The sequence below is a fragment of the Amycolatopsis sp. NPDC114505 genome (assembly GCF_055633615.1).
Genome location: NZ_JBVKDV010000002.1, coordinates 1,543,399 through 1,559,984, shown reverse-complemented (window position 1 = coordinate 1,559,984; position 16,586 = coordinate 1,543,399). Strand labels below are relative to the sequence as shown.

At 71.5% G+C, this 16,586-nt stretch carries 15 protein-coding genes; 6 read left to right on the top strand and 9 right to left on the bottom strand.

Annotated elements, in window-relative coordinates:
* Positions 1-2: 2 nt before the first annotated feature.
* A complete protein-coding gene (locus ACZ7OU_RS25255; protein WP_470256970.1) occupies positions 3-3,050 on the bottom strand; it encodes a glycoside hydrolase family 2 TIM barrel-domain containing protein in 3,048 nt (1,015 codons plus the stop codon).
* 98 nt (positions 3,051-3,148) lie between these two features.
* Positions 3,149-3,589, bottom strand: coding sequence for a MarR family winged helix-turn-helix transcriptional regulator (locus tag ACZ7OU_RS25250; protein WP_470256969.1), 441 nt, complete (start codon positions 3,587-3,589; stop codon positions 3,149-3,151).
* A 90-nt stretch (positions 3,590-3,679) separates the two neighbouring features.
* On the opposite strand from ACZ7OU_RS25250, the gene ACZ7OU_RS25245 reads away from it, so the two are divergent.
* Both ACZ7OU_RS25245 and ACZ7OU_RS25240 read left to right on the top strand, forming a co-directional pair.
* Entirely contained in the window at positions 3,680-4,897 is a 1,218-nt protein-coding gene (locus ACZ7OU_RS25245; protein WP_470256968.1) for an amidohydrolase family protein, read from the top strand.
* Positions 4,898-4,955: 58 nt separating this feature from the next.
* The gene (locus tag ACZ7OU_RS25240) at positions 4,956-5,753 is read left to right on the top strand and encodes an enoyl-CoA hydratase-related protein (protein WP_470256967.1); all 798 of its coding nucleotides are present in this window, start codon (positions 4,956-4,958) and stop codon (positions 5,751-5,753) included.
* Here the strand turns inward: ACZ7OU_RS25240 and ACZ7OU_RS25235 are convergent.
* Complete coding sequence (locus ACZ7OU_RS25235) at positions 5,738-6,199, bottom strand: hypothetical protein (protein WP_470256966.1); 462 nt, start codon at positions 6,197-6,199, stop codon at positions 5,738-5,740. The two genes, ACZ7OU_RS25240 and ACZ7OU_RS25235, sit on opposite strands and share 16 nt — an antisense overlap.
* 158 nt (positions 6,200-6,357) lie before the next feature.
* Here ACZ7OU_RS25235 and ACZ7OU_RS25230 point away from each other — a divergent pair, with 158 nt between their 5' ends.
* Positions 6,358-6,687: a hypothetical protein gene (locus ACZ7OU_RS25230; protein ID WP_470256965.1), complete on the top strand. Its 330-nt coding sequence runs from the start codon at positions 6,358-6,360 to the stop codon at positions 6,685-6,687.
* A 111-nt stretch (positions 6,688-6,798) separates the two neighbouring features.
* Positions 6,799-7,026 carry a hypothetical protein gene (locus ACZ7OU_RS25225; RefSeq protein WP_470256964.1) on the top strand — a complete coding sequence of 76 codons (228 nt, stop codon included), beginning with the start codon at positions 6,799-6,801 and terminating at the stop codon, positions 7,024-7,026.
* A 3-nt stretch (positions 7,027-7,029) separates the two neighbouring features.
* On the opposite strand, the gene ACZ7OU_RS25220 is transcribed toward ACZ7OU_RS25225, so the two are convergent.
* A complete protein-coding gene (locus tag ACZ7OU_RS25220) occupies positions 7,030-7,281 on the bottom strand; it encodes a hypothetical protein (protein WP_470256963.1) in 252 nt (83 codons plus the stop codon).
* Positions 7,282-7,325: 44 nt separating this feature from the next.
* Positions 7,326-9,986, bottom strand: a complete 2,661-nt coding sequence (locus ACZ7OU_RS25215; RefSeq protein WP_470256962.1) for a lectin — start codon at positions 9,984-9,986, stop codon at positions 7,326-7,328.
* Between the two features lie 192 nt (positions 9,987-10,178).
* Between ACZ7OU_RS25215 and ACZ7OU_RS25210 the strand changes: the two genes are divergently transcribed.
* Positions 10,179-10,694 carry a dihydrofolate reductase family protein gene (locus tag ACZ7OU_RS25210; RefSeq protein WP_470256961.1) on the top strand — a complete coding sequence of 172 codons (516 nt, stop codon included), beginning with the start codon at positions 10,179-10,181 and terminating at the stop codon, positions 10,692-10,694.
* Here ACZ7OU_RS25210 and ACZ7OU_RS25205 read toward each other — a convergent pair.
* From ACZ7OU_RS25205 to ACZ7OU_RS25195, 3 genes are read right to left on the bottom strand one after another with little or no spacing between them, the layout of a single operon-like run.
* Positions 10,691-12,238 (bottom strand): acyl-CoA carboxylase subunit beta, encoded by a 1,548-nt coding sequence (locus tag ACZ7OU_RS25205; protein WP_470256960.1) that lies wholly within the window; start codon positions 12,236-12,238, stop codon positions 10,691-10,693. The two genes, ACZ7OU_RS25210 and ACZ7OU_RS25205, sit on opposite strands and share 4 nt — an antisense overlap.
* Entirely contained in the window at positions 12,235-13,008 is a 774-nt protein-coding gene (locus ACZ7OU_RS25200) for an SDR family oxidoreductase (protein ID WP_470256959.1), read from the bottom strand. Before ACZ7OU_RS25200 ends, ACZ7OU_RS25205 begins: the two co-directional genes overlap by 4 nt.
* Entirely contained in the window at positions 13,005-13,757 is a 753-nt protein-coding gene (locus tag ACZ7OU_RS25195; protein WP_470256958.1) for an SDR family oxidoreductase, read from the bottom strand. The genes ACZ7OU_RS25200 and ACZ7OU_RS25195 overlap by 4 nt, the downstream gene beginning before the upstream one ends.
* 326 nt (positions 13,758-14,083) lie before the next feature.
* Here ACZ7OU_RS25195 and ACZ7OU_RS25190 point away from each other — a divergent pair, with 326 nt between their 5' ends.
* Positions 14,084-15,454, top strand: a complete 1,371-nt coding sequence (locus tag ACZ7OU_RS25190; RefSeq protein WP_470256957.1) for an SMP-30/gluconolactonase/LRE family protein — start codon at positions 14,084-14,086, stop codon at positions 15,452-15,454.
* A 201-nt stretch (positions 15,455-15,655) separates the two neighbouring features.
* On the opposite strand, the gene ACZ7OU_RS25185 is transcribed toward ACZ7OU_RS25190, so the two are convergent.
* Entirely contained in the window at positions 15,656-16,525 is an 870-nt protein-coding gene (locus ACZ7OU_RS25185) for a hypothetical protein (protein WP_470237633.1), read from the bottom strand.
* Between the last annotated feature and the right edge of the window lie 61 nt (positions 16,526-16,586).

Below are 16,586 nucleotides of genomic sequence, written 5' to 3'. Positions count from 1 at the left end.
GGTCAGCGGGCGACCAGCGCGCTGATCCGCAGGAAACCCCGGGTCTTCATCGTGATCCGGACCTCCGTGGTGGTGACCGGCTCGAACGAGAACGTCGTCGGGTCGTTCGGCCCGGTCCCCCACGCGATCTTCAAGCCGCGCACCGGTTCGAAGCCGCGAACCATCCGGTACGCGACTTCGGCGGTCTCCGGCAGCACCAGCGTCGCGTCCACGACGAAGTTCGCCGTGAGCGTGCCGAAGCGCTGCGGCCGCGGCCAGACCAGCGACACCCAGTCCTCCGGCCGGGGCCGGCTCACCGCTTTGAGCGCCGCCGTCGCCTGCTTGACGTAGTGGTTCGACCAACCGGTGGCCGGATCGCCGTCCAGCATCGCGGCGGGCAGCGTGTCCGGGGCGCCCGAATAGCTCGCGTCGGCGGCCAGGACGACCGGAACCTCCGGCCGCTCCCCGGCTCGCGCGCCGGGACCGTTGCGCTGCCCGAGGTTCGTCCCCGGCATCGTCGTCTTCCCCGGCGTCAGGCCCGGTGCGCTCGCCGTGACGGTGATCGGACCGCGGCCGCCGGTCGCGGCGATGACGGCGACGGCCCGGCCGTGGAACGCGGGGATCGTCGGCTGCTGGTAGCTCTGCGCGAGCTCCTGCCGTCCGTTGTCGACGCCGGCGACCCGGCCCGGACCGCGGACGGTGAACCGCAGCACCGGCTCGGCCCCGGGCACGACGACGCCGCGGGCGTCCACGACCGACGCCGTCACGAACGCCATCGCGCCGTCGCCGCGTGGCTCGGCGGTGAGGGTGACCGCGTGCGGCGGCCCGGCCGTGACAAGCCGGTCGCGGGCCACCTCCCGGCCGCCGGACCGGGCGATCGCGGTCAGCGTGCCGGGTTCGAACGGCACGGACCACGTCAGGTGCAGCTTGCCGGTGCTGCCGTTCGGACTGGTGTAGCTGCCGGATGGGTCGTTCTTGTCGTCGCCGACCGGTTCGGTCGTCTCGAGGTACGAGCGTCCGTCCACAGTGGTCTTGCGGTCGAACTTCTTGACGCCGAGCGACCGTCCGTTGAGGACCAGCTCGACGGTGTCCACAGTGGAGTAGACCCACACCGCGACGGGCTCGCCGGGGCGGTGGGTCGTCCAGTCCATCGGGGTCAGGTGCACCATCGGCGCGGTGGTCCACTGGCTGCGGAAGAGGTGGAAGGCGTCCTTGGGCAGGCCCGCGCTGTCGACCGCGCCGAAGAACGACGTCTTGACCGGGAAGACGTCGTACGGCGTCGGCTCGCCCAGGTAGTCCTGGCCGGCCCAGAGGAACTGGCCCAGGCAGAACTTCCGGTCGCGGTCCTTCTTCAGCGAGTACTCGCCGCTGAACGTCCACGAGGCCAGGTTGTTGTCGTACGACGACGTCGCGCGCTTGCCGGGTGTGTGGTTCTCCCCCGTGTTGAGCAGGTCCGGGTCCTGGTACGCCCCGCGCGTCGAGGTCTCCGACGACGACTCGGACTCGAAGAAGAACTTGTCCGGGTAAGCCGCGTGCAGCCCGTCGATCGACTGGGCGGTGTTGTAGTTGACGCCGAGGCCGTCGAGCTGCCGCAGGATCAGGTCCTGGGGCGAGCCCGGCGCGGGCACGCTCCGGTAGCGGTCCGAGCCCATGATGACGGGCCGGGTGCTGTCGATCCCGCGGACCACCTTGATGAGCTCCGCGGCGATGGCCGGGCCGCCCGCCATCGACGCGTCCGGCACCTCGTTGCCGATCGACCACAGCACGACCGACGGCGAGTTCTTGGCCGCGTGCACCATTTCCGCGATGTCGCGCGCGCTCCACGCGTCGAAGTCGCGGTGGTAGTCGAACTCGAGCTTTCCGGTACGCCAGCAGTCGAACGCCTCGACCATCATCAGGATCCCGAGCCGGTCGCAGGCCGCCACCAGCTCGCGCGCGGGCGGGTTGTGCGCGGTCCGCAGCGCGTTGACGCCCATCGCGAGCATCCGCCGCAGCTGGCGCTCCAGCGCGGCGGCGTCGATCACGGCACCGAGCGCGCCCTGGCTCGCGTGCAGGTTGACCCCGCGCAGCTTCATCGGCACGTCGTTGAGCGAGAACCCGTGCTCCGGATGGAACTCGGTGTACCGGAAGCCGAAGTCCGTGGTGGTCGTGTCGAGCACGCGCCCGGCCACGACGTCCGTGCGCACCCGGTACAGCACGGGCTTCTCGACCGACCACAGCCGCGGGCCGGCGACGGTCTGCGTGGTGACCGCCGTGGTGGTCTTCCCGGCGGGAACCGACACGGTCACCGCGCCCTTCGCCACCACCCGGCCCGCGGGGTCGGTGACGGTGGTGCGCACCTCGGCCGTGACCGCGGCGGCGGAGTCGTTCACGACGTCCGTGGCCACCTTGGCGGTGCCGCGGCCGGCGGCGACGTCGGGGGTGGTGACGAAGGTGCCGTGCCGGGCGACGTGCACCGGCTCGGTGACGACCAGCCGGACCTTGCGGTAGATCCCGCTGCCTGAGTACCAGCGGCTGCTGGGCAGCGGGTTCGTCGCCCGCACGGCGAGGACGTTCGGGGTCCGGCCGTCGGTGTGCAGGCGGCCGGTGAGGTCGAAGGCGAAGCCGGTGTAGGCGTACGGGTGGTTGCCGAGCAGCTCACCGTTCACGTGAACATGCGCGTCCGAACAAACACCGTCGAACTCGACCGACACGCGTTTGCCGGCGAGCGAGGGCGGCAGGGTGAACGTCCGGCGGTACCAGCCGAGGCCGCCGCGGAAGAAGCCGGACCCGCTCTGGGTACCCCGCGCGGTCGGCGGGAGCTCGATGCTCCAGTCGTGGGGGACGTCGACGACCTGCCACTTCGAGTCGTCGAAGGCGGGCTTCGCGGCGTCGGCGAAGCGGCCGTCCGGGTCGGTGACGCCGTCGGGGTTGGCGAGGGCGAACCGCCAGTCCGTGCCCAGGTCGATCTCCCGGCCGAGGTGCGCTCCGGCGTCCGTTTCGGCGGCGTTCGCGGCCGGGGCGAGTGCGGAGGTGACGACGGCGGCGCCGAGGCCACCGAGGACCTGGCGTCTGCTGGGAGTGGTCGGCATCGGCGAAGTCCTTCCGGCGGGCGGACGCGGCGGAAAGCACTATTGCACAAGGGTTTCCGAGCGGACAAAGGGTTCGACATTTTCGAACCGCGACGCCGTCAACGGCCTCGCCGGCTCCGGGACCAGGCGCCCGCGTCGGCGCTGTAGCGGACGAGGAGCCGGGCGAACTGGGTGCGATCCTCCGGCGACCAGCCGGCGGTGATGGCTTCGAACGCCTGGCGCTGCTCGGCCGCGAACCGGTTTCGCTCCGCTTCGCCGCGTTCGGTGAGCTCCAGCACGGTCCGGCGGCCGTCGGCCTGGGACGCCGCCCGCCGCACCAGGCCGTCGGCGATGCAGGCCGCGACCGTGCGGCTGGCCACCGGCTGCGCGACGCCCATTTCGGCGGCGAGCCCGCCGACCGTCAGCTCGCCCGGAGCGTCGGCGACCACGTTCAGCACCAGGTTGCGGGACAGGTCCCGGCCCGAGGCCGGGGTGCGGCGGCGCAGCCGCGACAGCGCAGGGCCGATCCGGTCGAGCAAGGAGTCCTCAGCGCTGTCCACCCCTGAATCGTAGTACCCCCCGCATTTGCATGCCAGTCGTAAACTGCATAGCATTGGGTATGTAACTGCGAACGAGAAAGCGAGGCCACCATGGCCACCACCGCCATCACCGGAGCCCGGGTCTTCGACGGGGAGAAGGCCCTCGGGGTCCGGACCGTCGTCCTCGACGGCCCGAAGATCCGCCGGATCGGCGGCGACGTGCCCGCCGGCGCCGAGGTCGTCGACGGCCGGGGCGCCACCCTGCTGCCCGGGCTGATCGACGCTCACGTCCACTCCGCGCCCGGCTCCCGGGCGCTGGCCCTGCGGTTCGGCGTCACCACCGAGCTGGAGATGCAGGGCATGAACACCCGCGAGAACCGGGCGCGCTCCGCCGAGGACGACACGGTGGCCGACATCCGGTCGTCCGGCTTCGCCATCACCCCGCCGGGCGGGCACCCCAGCGAGCTGATGCCGGAAGGGTTCCGGCCGGGCGGCGACCTGCCGCCGGTGATGCCGCTGATGCCGTTCTCCACCACGCCGGAAGAGGCCGCCGCGTTCATCCCGCGGCTGCTCGCGCGGGGCTCCGACTACATCAAGTTCATGATCGACGACGGCAGCGTCGAGGGGCATCCCGGGCTGCCGATGCTCGACCAGGCCACGCTCGAGGCGGGCGTCGCCGAGGCCAAGAAGTACGGCGCCCTCACCGTGGCCCACACGCTGACCCTCGACGCGACCCGGATGGCCGCCGAAGCCGGCATCGACGGGGTCGTCCACGTGTTCATGGACCGGCCGCACACCGCGGAGATCGTGGACCTCGTCGCCGGTGCGGGGATGTTCGTCGTGCCGTGCATCTGCCTCGACGCGTCGATGATGGGCATCACCGGCAGCGACCTCGCCGACGACCCGCGGGTCGCCCGCCGCCTCGACGGCAAGTGGGAGGAAACGTTGCGGGCCAGCTACGACCGCTACCCGCAGGGCAAGCTCGAGGACGTGCTGGAGACCGTCCGGGCGCTGGACGCCGCGGGCGTGGACATCCTGGCCGGCACGGACGCTTCCATGGCGGAGACCTTCTTCGGCGGCCTGGCGCACGGAGCCAGCTTGCACCGAGAGCTGCGGTACCTCGTGGCCGCCGGGCTGACGCCCGAGAAGGCACTGCGCGCCGCGACGGCGACCACCGCCCGCCGCTTCGGCCTCGGCGACCGGGGCCGCATCGCCGAGGGGCTCCGCGCCGACCTCCTGCTCGTCGACGGCGACCCGACGGCGGACATCGACGACACGCTCGACACGCGCGCGGTGTGGCGGCGGGGCACCCGGCTCGGCGAGTCGTGACACACCTGGCCTTCTTCCAAGCGACCGCTTAGTATGGTGGCGATCCCGAGGAGGTCCCATGTCCACTGTGGACGGAGTCCGGTACGCGTCGGACGGCCGGGTCGCCACGCTGACGTTCGACAAACCGGAGCGCAGCAACGCGATGGACGTGCCGATGCAGGCCCGCTACGGCGGGCTGCTACGCCAGGCGGACGCGGACCCCGACGTGCGGGCGGTCGTCGTGACGGGCGCGGGCAAGGCGTTCTGCCCGGGCGCCGACCTGGGGTTGCTGGACGACATCGCGGCCGCACCCCCGGCTTCCGGCGGCGGACACGAGAACTTCCGCGACGTCCTGGCGGCATCGTCGGTGGGAGTCCCGGTGGTGGCGGCGATCAACGGCGGCTGCGCGGGCCTGGGGTTCGTGATCGCGTGCTCGGCGGACGTCCGCTTCGCCGCGGCGGGCGCGAAGTTCACGACGGCGTTTTCCCGGCGCGGGCTGATCGCGGAGTACGGGATCGCGAAGCTGCTGCCGTCCCTGGTGGGCGAGGGGCGCGCCCGTGACCTGCTGCTTTCGGGGCGGACGTTCACGGCGGAGCAGGCCTTGGACTACGGGCTGGTCCAGGAGGTCGTCGCGGCGGAGGAGCTGCCGTTGCGGGCGCATGCGTACGCGACGGAACTGGCGACGTACAGCGCACCCCGGTCGATGGCGGTGATGAAGGCGCAGTTCCCGCGGGAGGCTCGGTTGCCGTTGGAGGAGGCGGCTCGGGAGGCTACGGCTTTGATGATCGAGTCGTTCGGGCGTCCGGAGCTGGTTGAGGGGTTGGCCAGCTGGAATGAGCGGCGGGAGCCGAAGTTCCCGCCTTATCCGGCGGACTGAGTGCGCTGGTTCGCTTCGCAGCGCTTGAACAGGTAGTAGCCGACGACTTCGCCCTTGACAGCGACGTTCTGACCCGATGACAAGAACTTGTCCCGGCTTTGCTGTCCCTGCTCGACGAAGACGAACGAACCGTTCACGAGCTCCCAGCCCTCCCGGCACACCGAGTTGAGGACCGCCACTGGATCGCTCGTCCGCTGGCTCGTCGAGCTTCCCACCATCGCGACGATGACCGCCGCCTGGTTCATCACGTCGATGGAGTACTGGAACACGTGATCGCCCCGGTTGAACCCGGCCCGAGCACGGCCGGCCGGAGATCGGTCAAAGGCTTCTCGTTCCTTCGCCGCCTGCTGGGCTCGCTTGCGCTCCTCGAGCTCTTGACGCTGCCGCTCCTTCGCGGATGTCTCCGCCGCCACCTCTTCGGGTGTCTTCTTCTTGAGCAGCGCCACCTGTGACCTCCGACAGTGTCTGCACCTCCAGCGGGTGCCGTGGTGATGTCGGCGTTCAGGCGCCGGAAGTTACTCGCGGTAGATCTCGATTCAGGCAAAGCCAAGCCCGCCGGAACGCCCGCACTCCCCCGACCCGACTGTTACATTGCCGACAGATCGTGTCACACGGGGAGGAAACCGGTGGGGTTCGAGGTCGATGTCGAGGACATCCGCAAGGCCGCGGCCAAGCTCGGTGCGGGAAACCGCCCACTCTCGCCGCCGGTGGGTCACCCAATGTCGGGGCCACTGATCGGGCCGGTGGGTTCGCCGGGGACTACGACGTCTGGCTGACCACGCGGCAGGAAGACCTGCAAGCCGCGCAGCAGCAGGTCGAGAACCTCGTCGAAAGCATCAACTCCGCCGCCAAGGCCTACGATGCCACCGACAGCGGCGCCCGCGATGCCTTCCTCAAGACCCTCGACAGCGGCCTCGGGCGGATCGACCGGTGACCGCGATCTTCGACCGGATCCACGATCTCGCCGGCAAGGTCGAAAAGGGCAGCACCACCGACCTCGACGACCGGGCCCGCGCCTGCCGGACCACCAAGGAAGCCGTCCAGGATGGGGACCGACAAGAAGCACTTCTGGAACCTGGCGATCCGCACCGACTCGACCGTGAACCCCGAAGCGCTGGGCCAGCGCGCCACGCTCGAGGTCCGGGACACGGACATGCGCGACCGGATCTACGCCGAGATAACCCGGTACGCCGCCGCGCACCCCGACCAGCACCTCACCGTCACGAAGGGCTCAGACGACCCGCCCACCCTGAGCTACGACTGGCGGAAGTGACGATCAGTAGCCGGTCAGCGGCTTGAACTCCCACTCGCCGTCGTCGTTCCGGTCGTCCCGGCGCGCGGGGGCCGCACGCTCGGTGAGGCCGTCGAACACCCCGGCGACGTCGATGAGCGCGGCGACCTCGTCGGCGGCGTGCTGACCGTGCCGGGCTTCGATGTCCTCCAGCCCTTCGCGCAGGGCCGTGGTCGCGGCGCTCCGGGCCTGGCCTCGCAAAACTCGGGCCAGTTCCTCCGGGGTCGAGTCGCTCATGGCCTCAGCCTAAGCGACCCGGCCCCGGAGGCCGCACGACGGCGTCAGCCGTGGGTCCACTTCTGGGCCGCGCTCTGGTTGCAGTCGTAGATCTGCAGCTGGGTCCCGTCCGTCGTCGTGCTGCCCGGGTCGTCCAGGCAGCGGCCCGACTGCGGGTTCACCAGCGACCCGCCCGCGCCCGCCTGCCACGTCTGGGCGCCGGAGGCGTTGCACTGCCACAGCTGGACCTTCGTGCCGTTCGCCGTGCCGCTGTTGCTCACGTCGAGACACCCGCCCTGCGCCTGGAACGTCCCGCCCGGGCCGGCGAACCACTTCTGGGCGCCGCTCGAGTTGCACGTGTACAGCTGCACGTGCGTCCCGTTCGCCGTTCCGCTGGTCGCCACGTCCGCGCACTTGCCCGCGACTCCCGACGACAACGGGCCCAGGTGCGGCAGCGTCCCGTCGTACGACGGTGGCGGGTTCGACGCCGCCCAGGACGTGTTCGCCGAGGTCCCCAAGGTGAACGCCAGCGTCCCGCCCGACACGAGAGCCGACGTCGGCACGTAGGCGTTGTTCCACGCCGAGCCGTTCCACGACGCACTCTGGACGTACGGCGCGTTGTCCGCCGCCGCCGGCGCGTTCACCGTCAGCGTGTTCCCGCTCGGCAGCGTCACCACCGCCTGCGTGAACAGCGGGCTGCCCAGCGCCAGGTCCGCCGTCCCCGGCGTCATCGGGTAGAAACCCAGCGCCGAGAACACGTACCACGCGCTCATCGCGCCGAGGTCGTCGTTGCCGGCCAGCCCGCCCGGCGCGTCGGTCCAGATCTGGTCCTGCACCTGCCGGACGACCTTCTGCGTCTTGTACGGCTGCCCGACGTAGTCGTACTCCCACGGCAGCTCCAGGCTCGGCTCGTTGCCGAGGTCGGCCTGCGACCCGCCGCTGCCGTGGAACCCGGCCAGCACGCTGTCGAGGTAGCTGATCAGCGACGCGTTTCCGCCACGCGCGGCGGCGAGGCCCGCCACGTTGAACGGCACCATGCCGGTGTACTGCCACGACGTGCCCTCGACGAAGTTCGAGCCGCTCGCCGGGTTGAAGCCGCCGGTCCAGCCGCCGCCCGCGTCCTTGGGCTGCATGAACCCGCTGGCCGGGTTGAAGGTGTTCTTCCAGTTCTGCGCGCGCCCGGCGTAGAACTGCTGGTTCGCGGTGTCCCCCAGCGCGCCGGCGAACGCCGAGAGCGCGAAGTCCGCCGTGTCGTACTCCAGCTGCGTCGAGACCGGGCCGTAGAAGTTGCAGCACTGGTAGGTGCCGTTGGCCGGCAGGTACCCCGGCGCGTTGGTCGCGTTGAGCCCCGGCCGGACGTTGTTGAGCACGCTCGCTTCCTTCAGCATCGCTTGCAGCGCCGCCGAAGTGTCGAAGTTCCGGGCCCCGAAGGCGTAGTAGCTCGCGAGGATCGCCGTGCCGGGGTCACCGACCATCACGTACGTCTCGCCGTTGTTCTGCGACCACTTGGGCAGCCCGCCGCCCTGGGCGTAGTCGGCGATCATCGACTGCGCGATGTCGCTCGTCTGCGCGGGCGCGAGCAACGCGGACAGCTGCGCCTGCGTGCGGTAGATGTCCCAGCCGGAGAAGTTGGCGTAGTGCGCCGAGTGTCCACTCGCGACGGTGTGGACCTGGTTGTCGAAGCCGATGTACTGGCCGTTGCGGTCGGAGAACACGTTGGGGTGCAACAGCGAGTGGTACAGCGCGGTGTAGAAGACGCGCTGCTGCGCCGCCGTGCCGCCGGCCACCTGGATCCGGCCGAGCAGGGAGTTCCAGCTGTCGTGCGCGGCCTGCTTGGTCGCGGCGAAGTCGAACGCCGGGATGTCGGCGGCGCGGTTCGCGACGGCGTTGGCCACCGAGACGTAGGAGATGCCGACCTTGGCCTGCACCGTCGGGTTGCTCGTCGTGTCGAACCGGACGTACGCGCTGCCCGGGCCGGCGTCCGGGGCTGCCGCGACCTTCGAAGCCGCGGTGCCGTGCAGCTTGCCCGGCGACGCCTTCGGGGTCACCGCCGTCGCCGCGGCCGTGCCGCTGGAGCTGAACGCGCGGTCGAACACGACGTCGAAGTAGAGCGTGTAGGTGAACCCGGCGCCGCAGAAGTGCCCGGAGGTGACCGAACCGGAGACTTCGGTCGGGCTGACCACCGTCCACGTCTGGTTGGACGTGCCGTTCTGGCTGCCGTTGAGCTTGAACTGCAGGTTCGCCTGGGAGGTCGAGGGGAACGTGAACCGGCCGATCCCCGACCGCAGCGCCGCGGTCAGCTCGGTGTTCACGCCGTTGCCGAGGTTCACCGAGTAGGCCCCGGGGCTCGCGGATTCGTTGCCGTGGCTGAAGGACACGCTCGCGCCGGTGTTCACCGCGCCGACCGTCGGCAGGATCGGGACGTCGCCGTCGGCGCCGCAGCCCGGGCCGGACAGGTGCGTCAGGCTGAAGCCGGTGATGGACGAGTCCTTGTACTCGTACCCGCCGCCGTCGGGGCGGCTGGGTGTGTCGGGACTCCACTGGAGCATCCCGAACGGGACGTCCGCGCCGGGGAAGTCGTCGGCGGCGTTGGAGGTGCCGATGAAGGGGTTCACCAGGGACGCCGGATCGGTGACCAGTTGGGCCGCGGACGCGGGCGTCGGGATCAGGCCGGCGGCGGCCAGGGCGGTGGCGGCGGTGAGCCGCAGGAGGGTACGCAAGACCATGTCACTTGTCCTTCGCCGTTGAGCACAAGTAATCGAGCCACTGCGTTCCGGAACGGTCCTCGCGGGCTGACACCGTTGTCAACGGTCCGTGGTGATCCTGTCGCGTTCCGGACACGGCCGGGTGAAGCCGATGACTTTTCCCGGCCCCGGCCGTCAGTACTGAAGTCCGCGAACCGGCCCAAAGGAGACATCATGGCGAAACTGCTCTACGGCTTCAGCTGCTCGATCGACGGCTTCATCGCCGGCCCTGGCGGCGACATGTCCTGGCTGACCCCGTACCTGGGCCCGGACCCGCTGGTCGACGAGCTGATCCCGGAGATCGGCGCGCTGCTCGTCGGCCGCCGCACGTACGGCGGCGACGACCCGCACCGCGGCGACCCGGAGCGCGAGGGCAAGGCCTTCGGCGGCGGCTGGGAGGGACCGCAGGTCGTGCTCACCCACCGTCCCGCGGCGCCGGCCCCCGGCGTCACGTTCGCCGACAACCTTGTCGGCGCCGTCGCGGCGGCGAAGGAGGCGGCCGGCGAGAAGTACGTCAACGTCCTCGGCGCCGACATCGCCCGGCAGTGCCTCGAAGCCGGGTTGCTCGACGAGATCCTCGCGATGCCGGTCCCGGTGCTGCTCGGGGACGGGGTCCGGATGTTCGACCGGCCCGGCGGCAAACCCGTGGGCCTCGAAGAGCTGCGGCCGCACTGGTACCGGGTGGTCTAGGGCCGCATGCCGAACGACGGGCGGCCGAGCAGCTTCGGCAGCACCGCGTACGCGTCCGGTACCCAGTCGCACAGGCGGGCGCGGGTTTCGCGCGGGTCGATGACGTCCTCGACCGAGAACCGCTCCGCCGTGCGGAATGGTGAGCGCACCGCGTCCAGGCGGTTGCGGATCTCCTCGATCCGCGCCTCGCGGTCGTCGGCCGTGTCGAGTTCGGCGCGGTACGCCGCTTCGATGCCGCCCTCGATCGGGAGGGATCCCCAGTCGCCAGACGGCCACGCCCAGCGGCGGACCAGCCGGTGGCGGTTGACCTGGCCCGCGCCGCCGACGCCGAACACGCGCCGGACGATCACCTCGGCCATCGGGACCCTTGCCTGGTAGACCGCCGTCACCGCGCGGGCGCCGTGGCGGATCGCGCCCGCGCGTTCGGCCGCCGCGCCGATCACCATGCCCGCCTGGTCGGTCAGCGACACCAGGGGCAGGTGGAACGTCTCGCAGAGGTCGACCAGCCGCGTCATGACGTCGGCGCCCTCCGGGGTCAGCGTCGCGCCGCGGTACGGGTCGGTGGCGAGGACGCCGACCGGGTGGCCGTTCAGCCGCGCGAGGCCCGCGTAGGCCGAGCCGCCCGACACCGCGTAGTCGAACACCGAACCTTCGTCGAAGACGCCGTCGAGCAGCGGACGCAGCCGGTAGGGGTGCCGGCGGTTGCGCGGCACCAGTGACAGCAGTGCCTCGTCACGCCGGTCCGCCGGGTCCGAAGTGGACCCGACCGGCGGCAGTGCGTCCACAGAGGACGGAAGGTACGACAGGAACTGTTTCAGCACCGCGAAAGCCTCGGCTTCGGACGCCACGATCCGGTCGATCGCGCCGCTGCGGCGGTGGACGTCCGCGCCGCCCAGCTCCTCCTTGGTGAGGTCCTCCCCCGTCGCGTGCTTCACCACCGGCGGCCCGGCGACGAACAGCTGCCCGACGTCCTCGACCAGGAGGTTCAGGTGGGCCATCACCGCCCGGGCGGCGCCGAGCCCGGCGACCGGCCCGAGGCAGAGCGCGACCACCGGCACCGTCGAAAGGTTGTCCACCACGAGGTCCCAGCCCGGGTTGACCGGGACGTAGGTGAACCCGTGCTGCTCCAGCATCTTGACGCTGCCGCCGCCCCCGGTGCCCTCGATCAGCCGCACCATCGGCAGGCCGAGCTCGTTCGCGAGCCGCTCGGCGTGGACCTGCTTCTCCATGATCGCGGCGTCGGCGGCGCCACCGCGGACGGTGAAGTCGTCGCCGCCGATGGCGACCCTGCGGCCGTCGAGCCGCGCGGTGCCGATGACGAAGTTGGCCGGGGTGAACGACTCCAGCGCGCCGTCCACATAGGACGCCGTGCCGGCGAGCGCCCCGATCTCGTCGAAGCTGCCGGGGTCGACGAGGGCCGCGATCCGCTCGCGGACCGTCGAGCGCCCGGCGGCGTGCTGGCGGGCCACCTTCTCCGGCCCGCCCATGCGCTCGGCCAGCTCGCGCCGCCGCGCGATCTCGTCGACCTCCGGCTGCCAGTTCATTCGGCCTCGAGGGCCGCTTCGACCTTGCGCTGCAGCTTGTTCATCCCGCCGAGCCAGCGGTCGGTCTGCGTCGCTCGGGCCGCGTAGTAGTCCGCGACCTCCGGGTGCGGCAGGACGAGGAACTGCTTCGCCTCGATGGCCGCGAACAGCGCGTCCGCCACCTGCTCGGGCTCGATCGCCGACGCGCCCATCAGCAGCTGCCCGGCGGTGCCGGTGCTCTCCAGCATCGCGGTGCGCACGCCCTGCGGGCAGATCGCCTGCACCGTGATGCCGCGGTGCCGGTAGGTCGCCGAGAGGTACTCCGCGAAGGCCAGCGCGCCGTGCTTGGTCACCGAGTACGGCGCCGAGCCGAGGCTGGTGAGCAGGCCAGCCGCGGAGACCGTCGCGATGAAGTGGCCCTGACCGCGCTCGAGCCACGCCGGGAGCAGCTGGTTCGCCGCGCGGACGTGGGACATGACGTTGACTTCCCACGTGCGCGCCCAGACCTCTTCGGGGCTTTCCGCGCCGCCGAAGGGCGCGATGCCCGCGTTGGCGCAGAAGACGTCGATCTCGCCGCCGAACGTGCTCCGCGCGCTCTCGATCAGCTTCGCGACGCCGTCGACGCTCGCGACGTCGCCCGCGAACGCCGTGCCCTTGACCTCCGCGGCCACCTCGGCGGCCTTGTCGCCGTCGAGGTCGGCCACGACGACCTGGGCGCCGTCCGCGGCGAAGCGGCGGGCCAGCGCGGCACCGATGCCCCCGCCACCCCCGGTGACGACGACGCCGGTCACAGGCCACCACCCAGGGTCACGCCACCGTCGAGGACCATCGTCTGGCCGGTGATCCAGCTCGCGTCGTCGGACAGCAGGAACGCGACGGCGCCGGCGATGTCGGCCGGCACGCCGAGGCGCTTCATCGGGTACGCCGCCGAGACCTCTTCTTCGCGGCCTTCGTAGAGCGCGGTGGCGAACTTCGTCTTGACGACGGCGGGCGCGACGGCGTTGACCCGGATCTTCGGCCCCAGCTCGGCGCCGAGCTCGACGGTCAGCCGGATCAGCGCGGCCTTGCTGACGCCGTACATGCCGATGCCGGGCGACGCGCCGAGGCCGGCGACGGAGGCGACGTTGACGACGGCGCCGCCGTGCTCGCCCATCCACGCGTCGCGGGCGCGCTTGGTCCAGCCGAGCGGCGCGAGGACGTTGACGCCGAGGATCTTCGCCGCGGCGGCGGGGTCGATGTCGAGGGTGGACCCGTAGACGGGGTTGATGCCGGTGTTGTTGACCAGGTAGTCGAGCCGGCCGAAGGTCTCGATCGTCTTCGCGACGGCCTCGTCCTGGTGGTCGGTGTCGTCGGACTTGCCGGGCACGAACATGGCGACGTCGGGGCCGCCGAGCTCGTTGACGGCTTCCTCGAGGGCCTCGGGCTTGCGCGCGGTGATGCACACCTTGGCCCCGCGCTCGACGAGCGTCTTCGCGATCCCGAGGCCGATGCCCCGGCTGGCCCCGGTGACGATCGCGACGCGATCCTTGAACGAGTTCACGGCTGTGTGTCTCCTTCGCGGTGTGGTACCCGGCACATGCTAAGCGGTCGGTCAGGTGCTCATTATGCGCGATGGGGTCATCCTCTCAAGCCGACCCACGTCACACCGGACGCGATCCGGCCGGCTCTTCCGCCCAGTGGAAGCGCGAGTCTTGACACCGAAAATCACGAGTACTTACGATCATCCTCACGCCTTCAAGCCGGGCCGGTTTCCCGAGCTTCCCGACAGCCGCCACTGTCTCCGCATTCGTGAGGAGTGGCATGGTCTCCCCGTCCGGTTCCCGAAAACCGCCCGCCCGTGTGAGAGTCCACTTCGGACGGTGGGCCGTGGCCGCCGCCCTCGCCGCGGGCGGCCTGGCGGTCGCCGTCCCGGCCGCGGCGGCCGGCCCCGGCCCGATCACCGGCATCGGCGGCAAGTGCGTCGACGTCCCCGGCAGCGCCGACGGCACCCGCGTGCAGCTCTGGTCGTGCACCGGCGGAGCGGCCCAGCAGTGGACCACCGGCACGGACGGCACGGTCGTGGCCGCGTCGGGCAAGTGCCTGGACGTGGCGGGCGGGTCGACCCGGAACGGCGCCGCGGTGCAGGTCTACGCCTGCAACGGCACCGGCGCCCAGCGCTGGGCGGCCCAGGGCGACGGCCTCGTCAACACCGCGTCCGGCAAGTGCCTCGACGCGACCGGCGGCTCCGGCGCGGACGGCACCCGGCTGCAGACCTGGACCTGCACGGGCGGCGCGAACCAGGCGTGGAAACTGCCCGGCGGCACGACCCAGCCGGCCGGCGGCCCGTGCCCGCCAGGCCCGTTCGGCTCCCCGCTGCCGTCGGCCCACCTCAACGCGACCGAGATCCGCGACGGCTTCAACTTCCTCGAAGGCCCGACCTGGGACAAGGCGAGCCAGACGCTGCTGCTGACGAACATGCACGACGGCGCGGGCGCGGAGAACGTCCAGCCGTCGGACGTCCTGCGCTACTCCCCCGCGACCGGCGCGTTCACCACCGTCATCGCCGACGCGGGCAGCAACGGGCTGGCGCTGGACCGCGACGGCACGTCCCTCATCGCGGCGACGCACGACCGGCGCAGCGTCTCCCGCTACGACCTCGCGACCGGGCAACGCACCACGCTCGCGGCGAACTTCCAGGGCCGGGCGTTCAACTCGCCCAACGACGTCACCGAAGGCCCGGACGGCACGGTGTACTTCACCGACCCCGACTTCCAGCGGGCGGACCGCCCGGACGGGATGGCCGGCAAGACCGGGGTGTTCCGCGTCCGCGACGGCGTCGTCTCCCTGATCGACGACACCATCCGCGAACCCAACGGCATCGAGCTGTCCCCCGACGGCAAGACGCTCTACGTGGGCGGCAACGCCACCGGCAAGATCTACCGCTACCCGGTCGACGCCGACGGCAGCACCGGCGCCCGCGGCGACTTCGCGTCCCTGGGCGGCACCGACGGCGGCACGATCGACTGCGCGGGCAACGTGTACCAGGTGACCTACGGGGACGGCGTCGTCCACGTGTTCGCCCCGTCCGGTCAGGCCCTGGGCACGATCTCCGCCGGGCCGAACGCGACCAACGCCGCGTTCGGCGGCCCGGACGGCCAGACGCTGTACATCACGTCCGGCACGCCGTCCGCCGGGAACGAGAGCGGGAACTTCGGGCTCTACAGCGTTCGGCTGACTGTGCCGGGCTGGCCCAACTGAGGCAAAGGAGCGGGCCGGCGCGCCGAGGGGGAGGGGGCGCGCCGGCCCGCAGGGAAGACAGTAACCCGGCGGCTACGACTTCGCGCGCTCATCCGCGGATCGGACGCCGGATTTCGCAGAAGAGTGGCATTGCGCGCACGAGCCGCGGATCTTTCCCGGGAGGGGCGGGCCGGCGCCGGCCCGCCCCTCCCGGGCCGCGGATCAGTCGCCGCAGATGCCCTGCACCGCCGTCGGTCCCCAGGTGGCGCCGGTCGGCGTCGCCTCGACGGCCGCCGACTCCAGCTGGCTGCCCGGGAAGACCACCTGCAGGCCGATGCCGGGCAGCGGGCTGTTGACCGCGGCACCGACGCCCAGCGTCTTGCTGCCGTTGCCGTTGCCGCAGCGGGAGAACGCGACCTGCACCGGGTCGGAGTTCGGGGTCGTGGGCGTCGAGAGCCCGAAGCTGGTCCCGTAGTTGCGCGGGAAGGGAGCGCAGACCGCGAACACGTCGAGCTCCCAGATGCCGGCGAACCCGTCGGCGTCCTCCAGCGCCTTCGCCTGCGCCACCCGGAACGTCTCGGCGAACTCGTAGACCAGCGTGGCCTGCCCGTCGGCGCCCAGGACCTGCGTACCGAGGCCGAGCACGGCCTCGTTGTCCGACCCGCAGTCCGCCCTCGCGATCTGCGTCGAGTTGGACGAGATCGACCGGCCGACGACCAGGTGCATCCCCGCGATCGGCGGCGCGCAGATCGCGAACGCCTGCACCGACCAGTCGGCGGTCGTTCCGGGCGACAGCTCGAACGCGCCCGCCTCGTAGGTGTCCCGGCCGCCGGTCGTCGAGGGTGCGGGTCGCATTTCGGACAGCACCACCCGTTCCGACTCCGGGGTCCGCGCCTGGACCTGCGCCCAGCCACCCCCGCCGAGCACCTTGGTACCGGCCGGGCACACGGCCGACGGCGCGAACTTCGGCGACGCCGAGTTGCTCACCGACAGCGGTCCCACGACCACCTGCACCGTGCCGACCGCCGCCGCCGGCGCGGCGGCCGCCACCGGCAGCCCCACGCACACTCCCGCGACCACCGCGAGACTCATGACCATCCGCAGACCCCGCGATCGGGGCCCGCTCATCCGTACTTTCACCCTGGTACTCCCC